This is a genomic window from Nocardia sp. NPDC047038, assembly GCF_040644075.1.
In the GTDB taxonomy this organism is placed as follows: domain Bacteria; phylum Actinomycetota; class Actinomycetes; order Mycobacteriales; family Mycobacteriaceae; genus Nocardia; species Nocardia sichangensis.
Window position 1 is genome coordinate 12,410 of sequence record NZ_JBEYVQ010000015.1, and the last position, 17,917, is coordinate 30,326.

Here is a 17,917-nt window from a genome sequence, read left to right on the forward strand (position 1 = left end):
GGGGCGACGCCTTACTCCAGCACGAATCAGGTGAGGTTCCACTATGACTGTTGGTGGGTTCTACAACCACTACGACGATCCCAACGAATTCTGGGACGACGAGCCGCTTGTGCCGAAGAGGCCCAACGTCGCTCAGCCTGTTTCGGTGCCGCCCCCTCCCATGCCGGAACCTCCCCTACGCCAGCGGCAGCCACCATCGCAGGTTGGGGAAAGCCTCCAGCTGTCTGAGCTGTCCTCGAGTCAACCCCGTGTCGGATCAACGTTCGTCTCAATGGAACTCGGCGGCGGATGTCTTCCAGTCCGTATCTCGATGAGCCCGCGGTGGAGTCGCTATGTCGAGCCCCATGAGGTTGGCGATGAACTCATGGCGGCATACAGAGCTGCCGTGGCGAAGCGCACGGAGCAGCTGTGCGCCGGTGGTCGTTGGCCGAGTCCGCAGGAAATCTCAGATGCGGCGACACCGGATCACCGGACGATCCTGATGGTGTTGCTCGAGACGCAGACCTGGGAACAATACAGCAGTGTGTCCAGCAGCATGATCGACAGCGGCGAGTATCAAGCATCGGGCCGAGTTTCGATTCACGGACGCCATCCCGTCACCATGACCGCCGACCGCACACATTTGCGGTCAATTGCTGTCTGGAGTGACTGGGCGGCGACCGCGCATCCCGATCAGATCGGCGACGAAATTTTGTGGTGTGCAGAAGGGATACGTGCAATGCGCCCGAAATTCACCGCACGGGGCGACTACTCACGCTATTCAGATGCTGACCTCGAAAACGAGCTGGACCGCCACCGACTGCGACTCCTCAATGAAAGGATGGCATGATGGCCGACAAGCTGACACTTAGTTTGGGCGCCATGAAATTGGCCGTTACCAATTGGAATGAAGCTGCCGAAGGCCTCGAAGCGGGGATTCGAACGACCCAAAAGCTCGAAATCACTGCTTCGGAAGCGGGCACGTTCGCGGAAGCTCTGGCGAAGTATCAGCCCGCCCCTGGCTACTTCCGCGACAGACTGGCCGAAGGTGTCACCATTTTTCGAGATATTGCCAGCGTACTCAAGTATGCGCACGATACATACGAAGCCGAAGACCTTGCTAATAAAGGAAGGCTGGCCAAGCTCGAGGGGGATATATGACAAGCCCTGTGGACAACCGTCAAAGTCTGCTCGAGAAGGTTGAGTTTCTCAGAAAGAAGAAGGACGAAATCGGTGATCTTCCGGAAAAGGTGAACACATACGCTGGCCATCTTGTTGAGATTGTCCGCTCGCAGGCCTATGGCGGCGCTTTAACCGGAAATTTAGGTCCGGCGATTACAGTGGAAGATACCGTCGACCAGATCTGGAGCGAACGGGACAAAGCGAACAAGGCCATCGGCGAAACTTGGGATAAGCTCGAGATGCTCGCTCCGGACCTCGAGGTTCCAGTCAAGTTCATCGATGTCGCGAACGAGTGGCGCACCCTGAGGGGGAACATTCTTGCGGCAAGGAACGACTTCGCCGACACTGTCCTCAGTACCGCCGAATGGCAAGGTGACGCAGCCATCAGGTACGGCGAAATGCGCACCAGGCAACAAGATGCGTTGGACAGCTTAGCGATCGAATTCGACAAAATCGCATCGAGCCTCGAAGGCATTGCCTCGTCTGAATTGGCCCTCTACGGCGAGCTCGCCACCAAGACGCAGGACCTGATCGTTAAGGTTGAAGATGCCGCGTTTAGCAGCGTCAAGGACTCGCTGGATGTTGTCAAGGTATCGGTCGGGGGTGCCGTCTCGCTCATGAAGAATCTTGTGACGGCGGTGGAGGCTGCAAGGACTTTCATTATCGGCATTGTGAAGAGTTTGGCGGATGCCGCCAAAACCAATATGATCGAGGGCAACAAGATCTCGCAGATAGTGGGGATTCAAAAGGGTTTGCCTGACGGCAAGTGGCCGAGTGGCGTCAAGGCATCCTATGGTGCGGGAATCGGCGGAATTCGGGAAGCGATAGGCGATGCGTCGGCCAAGGACGGCGACAAGTCCGACTGGACGGTGGGTCAATGAGGATTGCCTTGGCGGCCGTGGTCGCCGCTGTCGCGGTGAATGTAGTGGCCGGATGTTCGTCGTCGCCATCGTCGCCTTCGTCTTCTACTTCGACTCAGGCTCGACCGGCCATGACAGAGGGAGAGCTGTGCGATGCGCTGATCAACTTCTTCACAACCCAGTTGCGCGCCGTTGAAGTACAGGCCGAGCCGGTCTCCTTCTCCAAAGATAGAACGCTACCCCACGGTGGGGTGTGCGAAGTCGTTCAGGGGCAGAACCCGGCCGGCTACTACACCGTGGAGCAGGCGCCGAACGAGCCAGACCCGACATTGGGCCTCCGTGGGTACGAGAAGAAGCCGGATCTGGGTGATGCGGTGTGGGTGTTTGACCTGCGAGCAGACGAAGGGAATCACTCGAACAGAGTGCGGTTTGCTACTCGCGTCAATGAATGGAACGCCGTTCTGGAAATCCGGGACAGCGAGATTCGAACAGCTGACGGCTCCCTGCACCTGACTGACGCCGACAAGGTCGAATCCGTCCGTTTCCTTACCGAGCTGACCACGAAATTCGCCCTCCATCGATAGACGATCTTCCAAACCCACCGCCCGGATCGTGCTGTCGCTCGACGCGACGATGGGCTCCGGGGTTGCGGTCGACTACGAGCTGACGCCGGACACGGGGGTCTGCTCGATGTCGCCGGTGCTGTCGACCACGCGCGGTTCACCGTCACGCCCCAGGTCACACACCTGCTGGCAGCCCATCGGGACGACCGCGCGGACTCGGCGTTGATGGCGGCTTCAAGGTGCTGCTGAGCCTGAGTGGACCGGCGGGGTGCGCGGTCACGAATTGTCCAGGCATCCCGGCACGTCGGATGTCCATATCCGGCACGTCGGCGCCCGGCACAAGACCACACTGCTGAAACTCGATGAACGCCTACGCGTCGCACCGTCGTCGGCACTGATGGGTGACCTGAAGGCGCTGCTCGGCCCGGGCTGCCTGGCGAGCTGATCGGCGGATTCCGCACCGTCGGGTTCGGGTCGGCGGTCGGGCTGTCCGGCGGTTGTGTGACCCGCAGCGCTGCCGCACCCGCTCGCGCCGTCGTCGGGCGGCGTGGGGCCGGTGCGATCGACCCGACGGCCGCGATGTCGCCGCAATCCGAAAGCAACAGTGTCGGCGCATCCGCCGATGCGCCGACACCACGGACTCCGCCGGATCCAGCCCGGCCTCGATCAGCCGCCTGTATCGCCGATCGGCCGCGTGCCGGCCTCGCGTGCGCTTCGCCGCGGCGCGGAGACGGAACGGCACCCGTCAGGGCGAATGGTCACCGCTCCCGCTGTGAGCGATCACCGTTGAGCGGCAAGGCAAGCTCGTCGAGCGGCGCGGGCCTCGGCGACGAACAGTTCTGGTTGTTCCCACGCGGCGAAATGACCACCGCGCGCGGGCTGTCCCCAGTGCACGATGTTGGTGAAGCGCTTGGCTGCCCAGCGCTGTGACGGGCGGGGCACCTCGGCGGGGAACACGCTGCCGGCGGTCGGCACTCTGATCTGGTCGCCGACCGCGGTGGTGAACCACTCGGTGACTTCGGTGATGCTCTCCCAGTAGAGGCGAGTAGAGGAAGCGCCGGTCGCGGTCACCCAGTAGAGCATCACGTTGTCCAATACCCGGTCGCGGTCCAAGACGGTGTCGAGGTCATCTTCGTGGTCGCTCCAGGTCCAGACCTTTTCCATGATCCACGCGCACAGCGCGGCCGGTGAGTCCAGTAACCCATAACCCAGAGTTTGCGGGCGCGTGGCGTGGACCGCCGAGTAGGCGGATCCGGTGCGGGTGCGTTCCTCGAGATCGCTGAGGGCCCGCCGTTCGGCCTCGGTGAGGTGCGCTTCGTTGTGCTCGGGTGCGGCCAGCGGTGGGATGAGGTGCAGGCCGAGCAGCCTGTGCGGTTGCTGCAACGCGATGCTGGTGGAGATGCTGCTGCCCCAGTCGCTGCCTGCGGCTATGAACTTCTGGTAGCCGAGCCGGGTCGTCAACTCGGCCCAGGCATGTGCGATGCGGTGGATGCCCCAGCCCGGCTCGGTGGGACGACCGCTGAAACCGTAGCCCGGCAGGGACGGCGCGACGACGTGGAACGCGTCGGCGGGATCGCCGCCGTACGCTGCCGGATCGGTGAGCGGGCCGAGGACTTGCTCGAACTCCAGGAACGAGCCGGGCCAGCCGTGAGTGAGGACGAGCGGGACGGCTTCCGGATAGGGAGAACGGACGTGGAGCGCGTGTATCGGCACGCTGTCGATCTCGGTGACGATCTGCGGGATTCGGTTCAGCCGCGCTTCGGTGGCCGACCAGTCGTATTCGTCGGCCCAGTACCGGCACAACTCTCGCAGATACGACAGCGGCACACCTTGGGACCAGTCGGTGACCGGCTCACGCTCCGGCCACCGGGTGCGACGGAGCCGTTCGCGTAGGTCACGCAGATCAGCCTCGGGGATATCGATCCGGTAGGGACGAACGCGGTCGGTCATGGTTGTTCTCTCTGCTCTGCCGGTTGAACGGTTTTCACCAGTTGGCGCGCCAGGCCCAGGTAACGGAGTTCGATCCCAGCGCCTCCGGTGCGGGGAATCCGCATCCGAGCGGATCACCACATGAACTCGGCGGCAATGGAACCGACCCCGTCCATTGTCCAGCCACCCCTCGGCAGCGCGGTCCGGCTCTACGCTCGGTCAGGCCCGCGTTCCATCCGTGCGGTCCGACTACCGGATGCCCGGCGGCCCGAAAGGATCCGTCCGCCGGACACCCTCGGATGCGTTCAGCTCTCGACCGGAAGTCCGGCATCGGTCCAATCCTGGATGCCTTCACGGTACTTCCGGACGTTGGTGTAGCCGAGAGCCTCCAGCTTGGTGGCCACGTGCTGGCTGTTGGCGCAGGCGGCATTCGAGCAGTAGGTGACGATCGCGGCGTCCTTTGCCGGAAGGAGTTGCGGGGCTTTGGTTTCCACGTCGGCTTCGACCAGGTTGAGCGCGCCGGGAAGATGCGCTTTGGCGTAGTACTCGGCGCCGAGCGCGTCGATGACGGTCACCGAACCCGCCTCGATCTGCTCGGCGAGTTCCTGGCGCGTGATCAGTTCGGTCATGGCAGTGCCTCCTTCAGGCGGAAATTTATGTGCGTGCGCACGCTATTACATGTGTGCGTGTGCACGCAACTGGTTATGCTTCGATTCGTGCCGAATTCCGTGAACCGTTCCCACCCGGCCGTCCGCGCGTGGTCCGCGCTGCTCCAGGTACACGCCAAGCTGGTGCCGGAACTGGACGCGGAACTGCGTCGCGCCACCGCGCTGCCACTGACCTGGTACGACGTCCTTCTGGAACTCGACGGACCGCAGGGGCTGCGGGTAAGCGATCTCGGCGAACGGGTCGTGCTCAGCCGGACGCGGGTGAGTCGCCTGGTCGGCGAACTGGAGTCGCACGGCTTGGTGCGCCGTGAGCCCAATCCGGACGACGGGCGTTCAGCGTTCGTGAGCATCACCGAGGCTGGTCGGCAGCGGCTGCGGGAGGCGGCTCCGCACTATCTGGCCGGGATCGAACGCCGGTTCAGCGGCCTCAGCCCGGACGAACTCCGAGCTCTGGCCGGGGCGCTACGCAAGGCGCTGGGCCCAGCCGACCTGTCCGATCCGAAGCGCTAGCGAGCCGGTCGCCGCCGCCGTCATCGCGCTGACACTGCGCGCGGTCCTGTTCCTGTGCTGCTGCCGCCCGGCGCTGACGCCCGATCGGCTGACCGGCGCTCGAAGCCTTTCGATCAATCCGGCCGACGCCATCGACCTCGCGCAGTGGCCGCCCAGGGCCTCGCCGAGGCAGAACGGCTCGAATGCCACAGGCCGCGGCGCGGCTGGGAGCGCACACCGGTGGCATCGAGGTGCTGTGCGCACCGGCCGCTGCGTTGGCGGCGACTTCGAGGCGCTGCCCAGCCCGGGTCGACGCGGCGGGTCGTGCGCGGTCAGGAATGGAGCCACTGCTCGATCTGCTCCAGATTCGCGGCGGAGATGACGACGTCACCGTTTTCGGCGTCCAGCAGCTTCCAGTCGTGCGGTGACACCGGATCGCGCACCAGAAAGTAGCCCGCTCGCGTGGCGCGGTCGGTGAGGTCGCGGAATCGCTTGGAGTTCGGATCCGGTGCGGCCGCTGCGGTTCGATTCATGAGGGATTGCTCCATGGGCGGTGTTGTCGTGCGGAATCCGGCGTGATGCGCCCGGCGGCGACCAACGCGGCGAATGCGGCGCGCTTTCTGGCGCAGCCGTGATCGCGGTGTAACTGCATGGCGTGGTGTGCTGCGGCGACGGTCAGCGGCTGGGCGGGTGCAGCGCATGTCCACGCTTCCGGCCACCGGACCGGGCGCGAATGACTCTGCGAGCGAGGCGGTTTGCGCCGAGGAGTGAATCGGCGCGGCTGGTCGGTCGGCCACACGCACCCGACGCCGAGCAGCACCGCGCCACATCCGGCGAATACCGTCACGATGCTCGACAGCAGGGCCCATATCCCCACCCGGCTCACCGCTGGCAGCCGTCGCCGGAACCGGCGCGCAGGTCCTCGGCAAGCTTGTGCAGTCCGTCCAGAACCTGCTGGAAGGTCCAGGGTTCCGGCGCGGTGTCGGCGTACGGCTGGTGGTCGGTGTGGTCGGTGGGGAACGCGATACCGCGCCGGTGAGCGCGTTCGCGCGGGCTCGACTCCTGTGGCACGATCCGGCCGCGCCGTACCAAGGTGTAGAAGGCGACCCACTTCCACGCGCACCGATCGACCCGGCATCCCCGGTGCCGCCGCATAAGCCGGTGCGCCAACTCGACCTCGGCCGAGCCGCATATTCTCGGCGGCGCGACCACCACGCCGCCTTCCTTCTGATTACGCAAGATCTTTCCTATCCCTTCCTGCCCACCCGGGCTGGTGACGTCGCGAGTGGCACATGGCTGCGGCATTTCGCGAGTGGGCTCTCCATCATGTGCCGCTGATCTTGAATCTCGGGGCCGTCCCGGCTGGTGGTTGACGGGTGCTTGCGTCGCCAGGGTGTTTCGGCCGCGGTGGGTGATTTCGTAACGGTTGATTCGGGGTCCGGTCACGATGAGTTCTTGGCTGACGAGGTTCGCCAGGGCTTGGCGGGTCTTCCATTCGGTGAGACTGGCCGACACTTTGATCTGATATGCGGTGAGCATCCCTCCGTAGCTCAGCACCCGCAGGATTCGGACTTGCGCGGCGGAGAGGCTTCCGTGTTGCTGGGCCATGCGGCTATGTTGCAGCACGCGAACAGCATTCAAATGGCTAAAGCGGACGGTCCGAAGAAGTCGGCCATCCGCCCAGAGCCCGGACCGGTCTACAGGTAGTCAGACGTCCGAAACGGACCGACATTTGTGCCGTTTCGGACCGAGTAGGGAAAAGGGGAGCGATGGGGAAGGATGATCAGCCTGGTTCGACACTGCCGCGTCGGCAGCTCGGCCGGGCGCTGCGGGAGGCGCGCGAAGGTGCCGGGTTCACGCTCGAGCGGGCCGCCCAGCTCATGGAGATGGGCAAGACCTCGGTCGGCAGAATCGAGAAGGGGCAGAACGACAAGGTCAAGCTGCGCGACGTGGAGGCGTTCGGCAAGTTGTACGGACTGGGCTCGGAGCGGATCGAGGAGCTGAAAACGCTTGCACAGCAAACTGCTACAAAGGGGTGGTGGCACGCATCGCATCACCTGATTGCGCCTGTATTCAAAACATATCTTGGGCTCGAATCCGGCGTATCAGATCTGTCGGTCTACCAGTCGATGATTATTCCCGGCCTGCTGCAAGTAGGTGACTACGCGAGGTGTATCGAGCGGCCGTATTACGCGGATGACACGCAAGAAGAACTCGAACGTCGCGTGCTGCTGCGATTGCGTCGAGCGACGATTCTGACCCGGAAGTACAGCCCGGTCGCAGCCGATTTCGTTGTGCACGAGAGTGTTCTGCACACAGTCGTGGGATCGAATGCGGTCATGTCTGCGCAAGCACGACATATGGCTGACATGAGCACGCTACCCAATGTTACGTTGCGAATACTGCCGTTCTCGGCTGGTTTTCCCGTGGATGAGGGCCCGGTCCAGCCGTACATCATCCTCAACTTTCCGTTGAGCAGCCGAGAGTTTGGGACGGAGCCACCTGTGGTCTACGCCGAAACCTTCACAGGATCGATGTTTTTCGAGGACAGTATTGATGTGAAACGATATCGCGAGATTCATGGGGCCCTTCAGCGCGCCGCGCTCGACGAGAAGACGTCGAGAGATCTGCTCAGGCAAGTGGCAAGGAGATACGAACAGTGACCATCGACCTAACTAACGCACAGTGGTTCAAGTCATCGCGTAGCACTTCGGCACACGAATGCGTCGAAGTCGCGTGGCTCGAGGCGAATCATGTCGGTGTTCGCGATTCGAAGAACCCAACCGGACCGGCGCTGATCTTCGCGCCGGGCCAGTGGGATGTCTTTGCCTCCGGCATCCGTGACGGGAAGTTCGACCGATCGGCCTGAACTGGATTCTCGCCCCGAACAACAGCGGCCCCGCACCCGATCAACACGTGGTCGGGCTAGGGCCGCTGACGTCGGCGAAGGGGCTATCAGTTCACCTCCGCCAGGGCCGGGGCCGGTGTGTCGACCGACGCGCGTGAAACCTCCTTGCGGTGCAGCGCGTGGCTGCATCCGACGACGGCGAGGGCGGCGAGTCCGAGAATCACGCCGATCCAGGCCACCGCCGGGTAGTCGAGGCCCGCGCTGATGGCGAGCCCGCCGAGCCAGGGACCTGCGGTGATGCCCACGTTGAACGAGGAGATGTTGGTGGCTCCTGCCAGGGTGGGCGCGTCGCCCGCGAGGGTGAAGACGCGGCTGTTCAGGGTCGGGTTGATGCCGAAACCGAAGGCGCCCAATAGGAACGACAGCAGTACGACGGGCATGGTGTGCTCCATTGTGAGGGCGAGTAGCGCCGAGGTGAGCACGCCGCCGGTAATGCCGACGTACAGGCTGGTCAGCGGGTGATTGTCGGCGGTGCGCCCACCGATGACGATGCCGAGGAACGCGCCGAGTCCGTAGATGCCGAGTACCGCCGGAATCCAGCCGTCCGCCATGCCGGTGGTGCGGGACAGCAGAGCGCCGAGGTAGGCGAAGGTGACCATCAGGGCGGCGATCGCGAGCGCGGTGGTGGCATAGGAAAGCCAGAGCGCGGGGCGCATCATCGTGCGCAGTTCGGTGCTCAGGCGTAGCGGCGCGTCGGTCCGTCCGCCGGGGATCTTCGCCAGCACGCCGATCCCGGCCGCCGCCGACAGCAGCGCGACCGCCCAGAACGCCGCGCGCCAGCCGAGTTGTTGTCCGATCACGGTGCCCGCCGGAAGCCCGATGATGATGGCCAAAGTGAGCCCGCCCGCGACGATGCTCATCGCCTTGCCGCGCGCCGTGGGCGGGACGAGACCGATCGCCGTTGTCGCGGCAACCGCCCAGAACCCGGCGTAGACGAACGCGCCGACGACCCGCGTGGCGAACAGCACCCAGTACTCCGAGGTGAGCGCTCCGACGACATGAGTGCCGACGAACACCGCGAGGAAGGTGAGCAGTGCGGTGCGCCGCGACCAGCGCAGTGTCGCCACCGCCAGTACCGGCGCGCCCACCAGCATGCCCAGTGCGAAGCCGGAGATGAGCAGGCCCGCGCGCGGCACGGAGACGCCCAGGTCTGCGGCCATCTCGGTGAGCAGGCCCGCGAGCATCAGCTCCGAGGTGCCCTGGGCGAAGATCGACAGACCCAGGACGTAGATCGCCACGGGCATCGGTACCTCCTTATTTTGTACTGATCTATCCAAAATTAGGCCGCGGCAAGGGCGTCGCCGAAGCCCGCAAGTCTCAGAGGGCGTCGAGGGCGGTGGTCGCGATGGCGGCCAGTGTTCCGCGGTCCGCGCCGCCGCGTGCGGCCACCCGCATCCCTCCGATCGTGGCGATCACGAAGTGCGCCAAGGCGGTCGGGTGTTTGTCCGGCGCGATCTCACCGGCGCGCCTGGCCGTCTCGAACACGTCCGTCAGCACGGCGAGTCGTCGCTGGTAATCGGTGGCGAGAACGGCGGCCAGTTCGGGGTCGCGCGGGGCCAGTTCGATCGTCGAGTTGACCACGAGGCAGCCGAGTGGGTCCTCCTCCGGGGCCTCGACGATCTGCCACAGCAGGGTGCGGATCTTGGCGCGCACCTCCGTCTCGCTGTCGAGCAGGTCGAACGTCGCGGCGTTCTTGGTCGCCATGTAGCGGCGCAGGGCGCGGCCGAACAGGTCCCGCTTGCTGGTGAAGGTGTTGTAGATGCTGCTGCGGCCAAGGCCGGTCGCGGCGCAGAGGTCTTCGGTGGAGGTCGCCTCGTATCCCGCGCGCCAGAACGCGTGCATCGCCGCGTCCACCGCGCGGTCCTCGTCGAAGGTTCTGGGTCGTGGCATGGGTTTACGCTAGCACAGTTTTGAACAGCTCGTTCCAATATATTTCGAAGGGCCTTCTGGCCAGCGTTGTTCCGGAGTCCAAGCGGCTGTTAAGCGTCCGATAGGCGGGCTCACGGATAGTTCTGAGCGAGTCCACTCCAGGAAACGAGGATCATCATGCAAGCCATCCTGCGCACCCTGCGCCTGCTCGTTCTCGGCGTCACGCTGTTCGTGCCCGCGTTCGCCGTCGCGACGGTCGGCGCGGGCGCCGCGAACGCGGGCGCGGTCGAGCTGATCGAGTTCGCGCCGGGAAGCGATCACGCGTCGGTCGGCGGAGCGGTCGTGCGCGGCGACGCCGACACCTACGTGCTCGAGGCGCGGGCGGGGCAGACCCTGACCACCGAACTCACCTCGGTCGAGGGCAATGCGCGGTTCAGCGCCACCGCCCCGGACGGACGCGTGCTGTGCGCCGAGGAGACCGGGAGCCGGATCACCTTGCCGCAGAACGGTTACTACACGATCTCGGTAGCGGCGAGCCGGGGCAACGCGACCTACACCTTGTCGGTGCGCATCGTCTGAGTCCTCAGGGCGACACCGCGACACCGAGCGTCTGGGCGACCAGGAAGCGGGGAGCGCGCTCCCCGTAGAACGACTCGGCGTCGCGGATCTCGAAACCGGCGTCTGTCACCAGGCCGCGAATGTCGCGGTTGAGGTGGCAGCCGCCGAACAGTCGTTTCTGGACCGGGTTCAGCCGGTTCTGCCACGCCCGCACCTTCTCGTCGGGCGCAAGCCCATGCTCGACGAAATGCAAGGTCCCGCCGGGGACGAGCACCCGGCGCACCTCGGTGAGCGCGGCGGCGATGTCGGGGATGGTGCACATCGTCCAGGTCGACAGCGCGCAGTCGAAGGCGTCGTCCGGGAAGGGCAGCGCCTGCCCGTCCAGCCCGGCCCGCTCGACCGGCACGGTGGCGGCGGCGACGCGTTCGCTCGCCAGCCGCCAGCCGAGATCGGCGGGCTCGACCGCGCGCACCGACGCGATCCCCGCCGGGTAGAACGGGACGTTCAGTCCCGAACCGAATCCGAGTTCCACGACCTGTCCGTGCAGTCCGGCACACACCCGCTCGCGCAGCGGAGCCAATTCCCGCAACCCGCAGGACCGGTTGACGATCCGCGGCAGCACATGCTCGGCATAGACACCCACGCCTTCACTCTGACAGGCATCGCCCATTGCGGCCAGGGCTACACAACCCCAGCCCGACAGATTTGCGCGCCTTCGCGGTCCTCTGCTCGACCCGGCCCCAGTGGCTGCACGGGACCGAGGGAGGCGGCTCCGGCCAGCCGGTCAGGAAGCCGGGACCGCACGCGCCGCTGCGCCTGGGACTGGTGTCCGTATCGGGCGGACCGGGCGTGCCCGTGGGATGCTGGCGCGGTGACTGTGTTCGAAGTCTGGGCACCGCGGCCGGAGTCGGTGCGACTGGATCTGGAGGGTGTCGTCCATTCGATGACGCGGTCGCCGGATGGGTGGTGGCGCGCCGACGTGCCCGCCGCGAACGGCGCCAGGTACGGCTTCCTGCTCGACGACGATCCGACCGTGCTGCCCGATCCCCGCTCGCCGCGCCAGCCCGACGGCGTGCACGCCCGCTCGGCGCTGCACACCCTCGATCCGGCGGGGTGGACCGATGCGGCGTGGACCGGTCGGCCGCAGGCCGGGGCGGTCTACTACGAACTGCACATCGGGACCTTCACCCCGGAAGGCACCTTCGACGCCGCGATCGAACGGCTCGACCACCTGGTCGGGCTGGGCGTCACCGTGGTCGAAGTGATGCCGGTGAACGCCTTCGACGGCCCGCACAACTGGGGCTACGACGGCGTGCTCTGGTACGCGGTGCAGGAGAGCTACGGCGGGCCCGACGGCCTGCAACGGTTCGTGAACGCCTGTCATGCCCGCGGGCTCGCGGTCTGCCTCGACGTCGTCTACAACCACCTCGGCCCGTCCGGGAACTACCTGCCGCGCTTCGCGCCCTACCTGACCGAGGGCCGCAACACCTGGGGGCAAAGCCTCAATCTCGACGGCCCGCAGTCCGATCACGTGCGCGGGTACGTCATCGACAACGCGGTGCGCTGGCTGCGCGACTTCCACATCGACGCGCTGCGCTTGGACGCGGTGCACGCCCTGGTCGACCGCACCGCCACCCACCTGCTGGCCGAACTCGCCGTCGCGACCGAGCGCCTGGCCACCCACGTCCGCAGGCCGCTGACGCTCATCGCGGAGAGCGATCTCAACGATCCGAAGCTGATCACCCCGCGCGCGGCGGGCGGCTACGGCCTGACCGCGCAGTGGAACGACGACCTGCACCACGCCGTGCACACCGCGGTCTCCGGTGAGCGGCAGGGCTATTACGCGGACTTCGGTTCCCTGCGCTGCCTGGCCCACACGTTGAAGCACGGGTTCTTCCACGCCGCAACGTATTCCAGTTTCCGTGGCCGCACGCACGGCCGCCCGATCGATCGCAGCCTGATCCCGGGCAGCGCGCTGCTGGCCTACACCTGCGATCACGACCAGATCGGCAACCGGGCGCTTGGCGAGCGCCCGAGCGCCTATCTCACCGACGGCCAGCTCGCGATCAAGGCCGCCCTGGTGCTGTGCGGACCGTTCACGCCGATGCTGTTCATGGGGGAGGAGTGGGGCGCCCGCACACCGTTCCAGTTCTTCACCTCGCACACCGACCCGGATGTCGCCGCCGCCACCGCATCCGGGCGCAAGAAGGAGTTCGCCCAGCACGGCTGGCCCGAGGGCGAGGTGCCCGACCCGCAGGATGTGAAAACGTTCCTGCGCTCCAAACTCGATTGGACGGAAGCCGACGAGCCGGGCCACGCCCGGCTGCTGTCGTGCTATCGCGCCCTGCTCGCCCTGCGCCGCGCTCGTGCGGAGCTCAGCGATCCCTGGTTGACCCACGTTTCGGTGGACTACGACGAGTCCGCGCGGTGGATCGTCGTGCGCCGGGGCACACTGGCCCTGGTGTGCAACCTCGGCGAGGACCAGGTCGCGGTGCCGATCGCGGGCCTTCCGCTGCTGTCCTGGGAATCCCCGACGATCGGCCGTTCCGCCACAACCGTTCCCGGCCACTCGTTCACCCTGCTGGAGACGGCGCCGCCCGGCCCGCGCTGAGCGCGTGGAACCCCAGCTCGCGGCGGCCTTTCGGGCACTCGCCCGGTAACGGGCGTACAACTGTCCGAGACAGGTACTTTGCCGGAATCGTCCCATACCATTACCGTGGAGAGATGAGCAACGTCGCTTCCGGGGACTTTGCGGTTCTTCCCCCGGGGATGGGTGGCAGCGCTGCCGCCGAATTCGCACCGTTCGTGCGCGCTTTCGCACGGGCGTTCGGCAATCGCCGGGGCGCGGGGGCGGCGTTCACGCTGCACCGGCACGGAGAGCCGCTGGTGGACATCTGGGTCGGCTCCGGCGGTGACGTTCCGTGGACCAGGGACACCGGCACGATCATCTTCTCGGCCACCAAGGGGATCGCGGCCACCGTCGTGCACCGTCTCGCCGACCGCGGGTTGCTCGATTACTCCGCTCCGGTCGCGGAGTACTGGCCGGAGTTCGGCGCCAACGGCAAGCACAAGATCACCATTCGTCATCTGCTCACCCACCGGGCGGGACTGTCCGCGCTGGCCCCGATCGCCACCGGCGGCCTGGCCGACGTGCTGGACCACGAACTCATGGAACAGCGCCTGGCCGCGGCCAAGCCCGACCGCCTGCTCGGCGTGCCCACCTACCACGCGCTCACCTTCGGCTGGCTGGTCGGAGGCTTGACGCGCGCGATCACCGGCACCGGCCTGGCCGAGCTGATCCGCACCGAGGTCGCCGAGCCGCTCGGCATCGAGGGGCTGCACCTGGGCAGGCCGCCCGCCGGTGCGCCGATCACCTACGCCCCGCTGGCGGGCACCCAGCTGAGTGCGCTCGGAAAGCCGCTCGGCGCTGCGGTTCTCGGCCGTAGCCACCGGATTCCCGGCGCGCTGGGGGCCGCCACCCGCTGCCTGTTCCTGCCCGGTCTGGAAGGCATCCTCGAGGGCGTCAGCCCGCCGATCCTGGACACCGAACTCGGGGCGGGCAACGGTGTGGCCACCGCGCCGGCACTGGCCACGATGTACGGCGCGCTCGCGGGCGACGGCACCGTGGCCGACCACAGGTACCTCGGCCGCCGCACCATGAAGGCGCTGCGCCGCGTCGAGACCTACCAGCCCGATCGCGCGCTGTTCTACCTGCCGATGATGTGGCGTCTGGGTTACCACTCGCTGCCGATGCCGGGCGCCCACGCCGGGTTCGGGCACATCGGCCTCGGCGGCTCCTTCGGCTGGGCCGAACCCCGGCTGGGCCTGTCGGTCGGCTTCGTGCACAACCGGCTCTCCGTCGCGCAGCTCAGCTACGACCAGTCGGCGGCGTTCTGGTTGCTGCCGCTCATGCTGAACTGCCTGCGTTCGTCCCGCCGCCGGATCCCGGCCGCGCAGACGCCCAAGGCCGCGTGACGCGTCGAGTTTCGGCTGCGCAGACGCCTTAGGCCACGGGACACGTCGGATCCCGGCTGCCCGGAGGCTCGAGCGTGACATCTCGGATTGCGGTCGCACGGAGGCCCGAGGCTGCGTGTCACCTCGGATCCCGGCCGCGCAGAGGCCCGAGACTGCATGACGCGTCGGATTTCGGCTGCGCAGACGCGTAAGGCCACGTGGCACGTCGGATCCCGGCTGCGCGGAGGCCCGAGGCTGCGTGGCATGTCGGATTGCGGTCGCGTGGAGGCCCGAGGCTGCGTGGCACGTCGGATTTCGGCTGCGCGGAGGCTCGAGCTGCGTGGCATGTCGGATGCTGGCTGCGCAGACGTCCGAGGCTGCGTGACGCGTCGGATTTCGGTTGCGCAGACGCCTAAGGCCCCGTGACACGTCGGATCCCGGCTGCGTGGAGGCTCGAGCGTGGCATGTCGGATTGCGGTCGCGCGGACGCCCGAGGCTGCGTGGCACGTCGGATCCCGGCCGCGCAGAGGCCCGAGGCCGCCCAAGGCCACGTAACGCGTCGGATCCCGGCTGCGCGGAGGGCCGAGCGTGGCATGTCGGATTGCGGTCGCGCGGAGGCCCCAGGCTGCGTGGCAGTCGGATACCGGTCGGTCAGACGCCCGAGGCCGCCTGACCGCCGGAGCCGCGCTCAGGTCAGGTAGCGGTAGGCCGGTGAATCGGGCTCGAGGCGCTCGCACTGGATCGGGGAGTGGTGCATCCGTTCCAGCAGCGGCGCCAGCCCGTCGGGGGCGCCCAGTTCGATGCCGACCAGCGCCGCGCCCGTCTCCCGGTTGTTGCGCTTGACGTACTCGAACAGCGTGATGTCGTCTTCCGGGCCGAGCACCTCGTTGAGGAAGCGGCGCAGCGCGCCGGGTTCCTGCGGGAAGTCCACCAGGAAGTAGTGCTTGAGCCCGCTGTGCACGAGCGAGCGCTCGATGATCTCGCCGTAGCGGGAGACGTCGTTGTTGCCGCCGGACACCAGGCACACCACCGTGGAGCCCGGCTCCACGGTGATCTCCGCCAGCGCCGTCGTGGTGAGCGCGCCCGCGGGCTCGGCGATGATGCCCTCGCTCTGGTACAGGTCGAGCATGGTCGTGCAGATCGCGCCTTCGTCGACCTGCATCATCTGGAAAGTGCCCGCGCCCCTGGGGGATTCGGTGGTGGTCAGCAACGGCAGCGAGGCGTGCGAAACCACGCGCCCGCCGAATCCGGACACCGCCGCGTACGGCACGGCGCCCACCCGGCGGACCGCGGCGCCGTCGACGAACGGATCGATCTCCGGCAGCGTGACCGGGCCGCCCGCCACCAGAGCCGCGGTCATCGAGGCAGCGCCCGCGGGCTCCACGCCGAGGATGGCGGTGCGCGGGGATCGGGCGCGCAGGTAGGTGCCGATGCCCGCCAGGCAGCCGCCGCCGCCCACGGGCACGATCACCAGGTCAGGGGTGGTGGGGAGCTGTTCCAGGATCTCCGCGGCGATGGTGCCCTGACCGGCCGCGGTGCGGGTGTCGTCGAACGGCGGCACCATGGTCGCGCCGGTGCGCTCCACGTCGGCGGCGGCGGCCGCGGCGGCGGCGTCGTAGGTCTCGCCGACCGCGATGAGCTCGACGAACTCCCCGCCGTGCACCCGGATGCGGTCACGCTTCTGCTTCGGCGTCGTGGTCGGCACGTAGATGCGGCCCTTGATCCCCATCGCCTGGCAGGCGAACGCGACGCCCTGCGCGTGGTTGCCCGCGCTGGCCGCGACCACGCCGGCAGCGCGTTCCCGCTCGGTCAGCTGGACCACGAGGTTGTAGGCGCCGCGCAGCTTGTAGGAGCGGACCGCGCTGAGATCTTCGCGCTTCAGATAAACGTTCGCCCCGGTCAGCTTGGACAGCCGCTCGCTGCGCTGCAGCGGGGTCGGATCAATGACGTCGGCAATTCGCTTGGCGGCAGCATCGATCTCGTCCGCGGTGAGGGCGGGACGAGAAGCGGTCAGTGCGTCGAGGACATCAAGCGGATCGGACACCCCGAATATGCTGCCACCCGCCGCGGCGGCGAGCTGCGGCGGGTGGCGGTGACACGCGGGCTACCTGCGCAGAAGCTACTGCGGGGTGAGAACGAAGACGGGGATCTGACGATCGGTCTTGGTCTGGTAGTTCGCGTAATCCGGCCACACCTCGACCGCGCGCTCCCACCACTGCGCCTTCTCGTCGCCGAACACCTCGCGGGCGGTGTAGTCCTTGTTGACCGTGCCGTCGCGCAGTTCGACGTGCGGTTCGGCCTTGATGTTGTGGTACCAGACGGGATGCTTCGGCGCGCCGCCCAGCGAGGCCACCACGGCGTACTCGCCGTCGTGCTCCACCCGCATCAGCGGCGTCTTGCGCAACTTGCCGCTCTTCGCGCCCTTGGTGGTGAGCAGGATGATCGGCACACCTTGCAAGGTCGCGCCCTCGGTGCCGCCGGAGTTCTCGTACTTCTCGGCCTGTTCGCGGGCCCAGTCGGATGTACTCGGTTCGTATTCACCTGTCAGTGGCATATCTGCGGCAACGCCGCGGCGATTACTTGTGTTCCCGGCGACAAAAAGTTCGCTGGCCCGAACTTCCAATTCCGACTACCCTGAGGAGATGGCGGTCGTTCACTCTTCGGCGCGCGGCACCACGATCGACATCGCGGGTAGCGCGTGGCCGGTATACAAGCTCGACGCACTGGTCGTCGGCTTGGTGACCTGCCTCGTCCTGGCCCTGATCACCGGATCGCTGCAACTCGCGGTACTCGTCGCGGCAGCGCTCGGCGCGGCGCGGTGGCTGATCGGCATGGCGGTCGCGGGTCTCGGCGAGGGGCCCGGCGGCACGCCGTAGCGCGCCCCGCATTAACGCTTCCCCGCCGCAGGCGATGAATTCGAGTAGTCGAATACGCGGGTTCCGGTGGGATGCCGGCGGG

21 protein-coding genes are annotated in these 17,917 nt (G+C 66.8%); 12 read left to right on the forward strand and 9 right to left on the reverse strand.

Annotated elements, in window-relative coordinates:
- The first annotated feature begins 385 nt into the window (after positions 1-385).
- The 5 genes from ABZ824_RS32055 (at position 386) to ABZ824_RS32075 (ending at position 3,029) form a co-directional block, all read left to right on the forward strand.
- Positions 386-829: a hypothetical protein gene (locus ABZ824_RS32055; RefSeq protein WP_356967699.1), complete on the forward strand. Its 444-nt coding sequence runs from the start codon at positions 386-388 to the stop codon at positions 827-829.
- Positions 829-1,140, forward strand: a complete 312-nt coding sequence (locus ABZ824_RS32060; protein WP_356967701.1) for a hypothetical protein — start codon at positions 829-831, stop codon at positions 1,138-1,140. The genes ABZ824_RS32055 and ABZ824_RS32060 overlap by 1 nt, the downstream gene beginning before the upstream one ends.
- 8 nt (positions 1,141-1,148) lie before the next feature.
- Positions 1,149-2,042 carry a hypothetical protein gene (locus tag ABZ824_RS32065; protein WP_356967703.1) on the forward strand — a complete coding sequence of 298 codons (894 nt, stop codon included), beginning with the start codon at positions 1,149-1,151 and terminating at the stop codon, positions 2,040-2,042.
- A gap of 110 nt (positions 2,043-2,152) precedes the next feature.
- Positions 2,153-2,605, forward strand: a complete 453-nt coding sequence (locus ABZ824_RS32070; protein WP_356967705.1) for a hypothetical protein — start codon at positions 2,153-2,155, stop codon at positions 2,603-2,605.
- A gap of 247 nt (positions 2,606-2,852) precedes the next feature.
- Positions 2,853-3,029, forward strand: coding sequence for a hypothetical protein (locus ABZ824_RS32075; RefSeq protein WP_356967707.1), 177 nt, complete (start codon positions 2,853-2,855; stop codon positions 3,027-3,029).
- Positions 3,030-3,364: 335 nt separating this feature from the next.
- Here ABZ824_RS32075 and ABZ824_RS32080 read toward each other — a convergent pair whose 3' ends face one another.
- Complete coding sequence (locus ABZ824_RS32080; protein ID WP_356967709.1) at positions 3,365-4,534, reverse strand: epoxide hydrolase family protein; 1,170 nt, start codon at positions 4,532-4,534, stop codon at positions 3,365-3,367.
- A 284-nt stretch (positions 4,535-4,818) separates the two neighbouring features.
- Positions 4,819-5,142 carry a rhodanese-like domain-containing protein gene (locus ABZ824_RS32085; protein ID WP_356967711.1) on the reverse strand — a complete coding sequence of 108 codons (324 nt, stop codon included), beginning with the start codon at positions 5,140-5,142 and terminating at the stop codon, positions 4,819-4,821.
- Between the two features lie 87 nt (positions 5,143-5,229).
- Between ABZ824_RS32085 and ABZ824_RS32090 the strand changes: the two genes are divergently transcribed.
- Complete coding sequence (locus ABZ824_RS32090; protein WP_356967713.1) at positions 5,230-5,691, forward strand: MarR family transcriptional regulator; 462 nt, start codon at positions 5,230-5,232, stop codon at positions 5,689-5,691.
- A gap of 311 nt (positions 5,692-6,002) precedes the next feature.
- On the opposite strand, the gene ABZ824_RS32095 is transcribed toward ABZ824_RS32090, so the two are convergent.
- Both ABZ824_RS32095 and ABZ824_RS32100 read right to left on the reverse strand, forming a co-directional pair.
- Entirely contained in the window at positions 6,003-6,203 is a 201-nt protein-coding gene (locus ABZ824_RS32095; protein WP_356967715.1) for a hypothetical protein, read from the reverse strand.
- 349 nt (positions 6,204-6,552) lie between these two features.
- The gene (locus tag ABZ824_RS32100; protein WP_356967717.1) at positions 6,553-6,909 is read right to left on the reverse strand and encodes a hypothetical protein; all 357 of its coding nucleotides are present in this window, start codon (positions 6,907-6,909) and stop codon (positions 6,553-6,555) included.
- Positions 6,910-7,439: 530 nt separating this feature from the next.
- Between ABZ824_RS32100 and ABZ824_RS32105 the strand changes: the two genes are divergently transcribed.
- Together ABZ824_RS32105 and ABZ824_RS32110 are read left to right on the forward strand one after the other, a co-directional pair.
- A complete protein-coding gene (locus ABZ824_RS32105; RefSeq protein WP_356967719.1) occupies positions 7,440-8,333 on the forward strand; it encodes a helix-turn-helix transcriptional regulator in 894 nt (297 codons plus the stop codon).
- A complete protein-coding gene (locus ABZ824_RS32110; protein WP_356967720.1) occupies positions 8,330-8,539 on the forward strand; it encodes a DUF397 domain-containing protein in 210 nt (69 codons plus the stop codon). The genes ABZ824_RS32105 and ABZ824_RS32110 overlap by 4 nt, the downstream gene beginning before the upstream one ends.
- An 86-nt stretch (positions 8,540-8,625) precedes the next feature.
- Here the strand turns inward: ABZ824_RS32110 and ABZ824_RS32115 are convergent, their stop codons facing one another.
- Both ABZ824_RS32115 and ABZ824_RS32120 read right to left on the reverse strand, forming a co-directional pair.
- A complete protein-coding gene (locus ABZ824_RS32115; protein WP_356967722.1) occupies positions 8,626-9,822 on the reverse strand; it encodes a Cmx/CmrA family chloramphenicol efflux MFS transporter in 1,197 nt (398 codons plus the stop codon).
- Between the two features lie 73 nt (positions 9,823-9,895).
- Positions 9,896-10,468, reverse strand: coding sequence for a TetR/AcrR family transcriptional regulator (locus ABZ824_RS32120; protein WP_356967724.1), 573 nt, complete (start codon positions 10,466-10,468; stop codon positions 9,896-9,898).
- 156 nt (positions 10,469-10,624) lie between these two features.
- Between ABZ824_RS32120 and ABZ824_RS32125 the strand changes: the two genes are divergently transcribed.
- Positions 10,625-11,026, forward strand: a complete 402-nt coding sequence (locus ABZ824_RS32125) for a hypothetical protein (RefSeq protein ID WP_356967726.1) — start codon at positions 10,625-10,627, stop codon at positions 11,024-11,026.
- A 4-nt stretch (positions 11,027-11,030) separates the two neighbouring features.
- On the opposite strand, the gene ABZ824_RS32130 is transcribed toward ABZ824_RS32125, so the two are convergent.
- Positions 11,031-11,648 (reverse strand): class I SAM-dependent methyltransferase, encoded by a 618-nt coding sequence (locus tag ABZ824_RS32130; RefSeq protein ID WP_356967728.1) that lies wholly within the window; start codon positions 11,646-11,648, stop codon positions 11,031-11,033.
- A 228-nt stretch (positions 11,649-11,876) separates the two neighbouring features.
- Here ABZ824_RS32130 and treZ point away from each other — a divergent pair, with 228 nt between their 5' ends.
- Both treZ and ABZ824_RS32140 read left to right on the forward strand, forming a co-directional pair.
- Positions 11,877-13,616, forward strand: coding sequence for a malto-oligosyltrehalose trehalohydrolase (treZ, locus tag ABZ824_RS32135; protein WP_356967730.1), 1,740 nt, complete (start codon positions 11,877-11,879; stop codon positions 13,614-13,616).
- Positions 13,617-13,729: 113 nt separating this feature from the next.
- Positions 13,730-14,980: a serine hydrolase domain-containing protein gene (locus ABZ824_RS32140; RefSeq protein ID WP_355078313.1), complete on the forward strand. Its 1,251-nt coding sequence runs from the start codon at positions 13,730-13,732 to the stop codon at positions 14,978-14,980.
- Positions 14,981-15,647: 667 nt separating this feature from the next.
- Here the strand turns inward: ABZ824_RS32140 and ilvA are convergent.
- Together ilvA and ABZ824_RS32150 are read right to left on the reverse strand one after the other, a co-directional pair.
- The gene (ilvA, locus tag ABZ824_RS32145) at positions 15,648-17,003 is read right to left on the reverse strand and encodes a threonine ammonia-lyase IlvA (RefSeq protein WP_355078312.1); all 1,356 of its coding nucleotides are present in this window, start codon (positions 17,001-17,003) and stop codon (positions 15,648-15,650) included.
- Between the two features lie 75 nt (positions 17,004-17,078).
- Positions 17,079-17,513: a nitroreductase family deazaflavin-dependent oxidoreductase gene (locus ABZ824_RS32150; protein ID WP_355078311.1), complete on the reverse strand. Its 435-nt coding sequence runs from the start codon at positions 17,511-17,513 to the stop codon at positions 17,079-17,081.
- Between the two features lie 88 nt (positions 17,514-17,601).
- Here ABZ824_RS32150 and ABZ824_RS32155 point away from each other — a divergent pair, with 88 nt between their 5' ends.
- Positions 17,602-17,835 (forward strand): hypothetical protein, encoded by a 234-nt coding sequence (locus ABZ824_RS32155; RefSeq protein WP_355078310.1) that lies wholly within the window; start codon positions 17,602-17,604, stop codon positions 17,833-17,835.
- Positions 17,836-17,917: the final 82 nt, after the last annotated feature.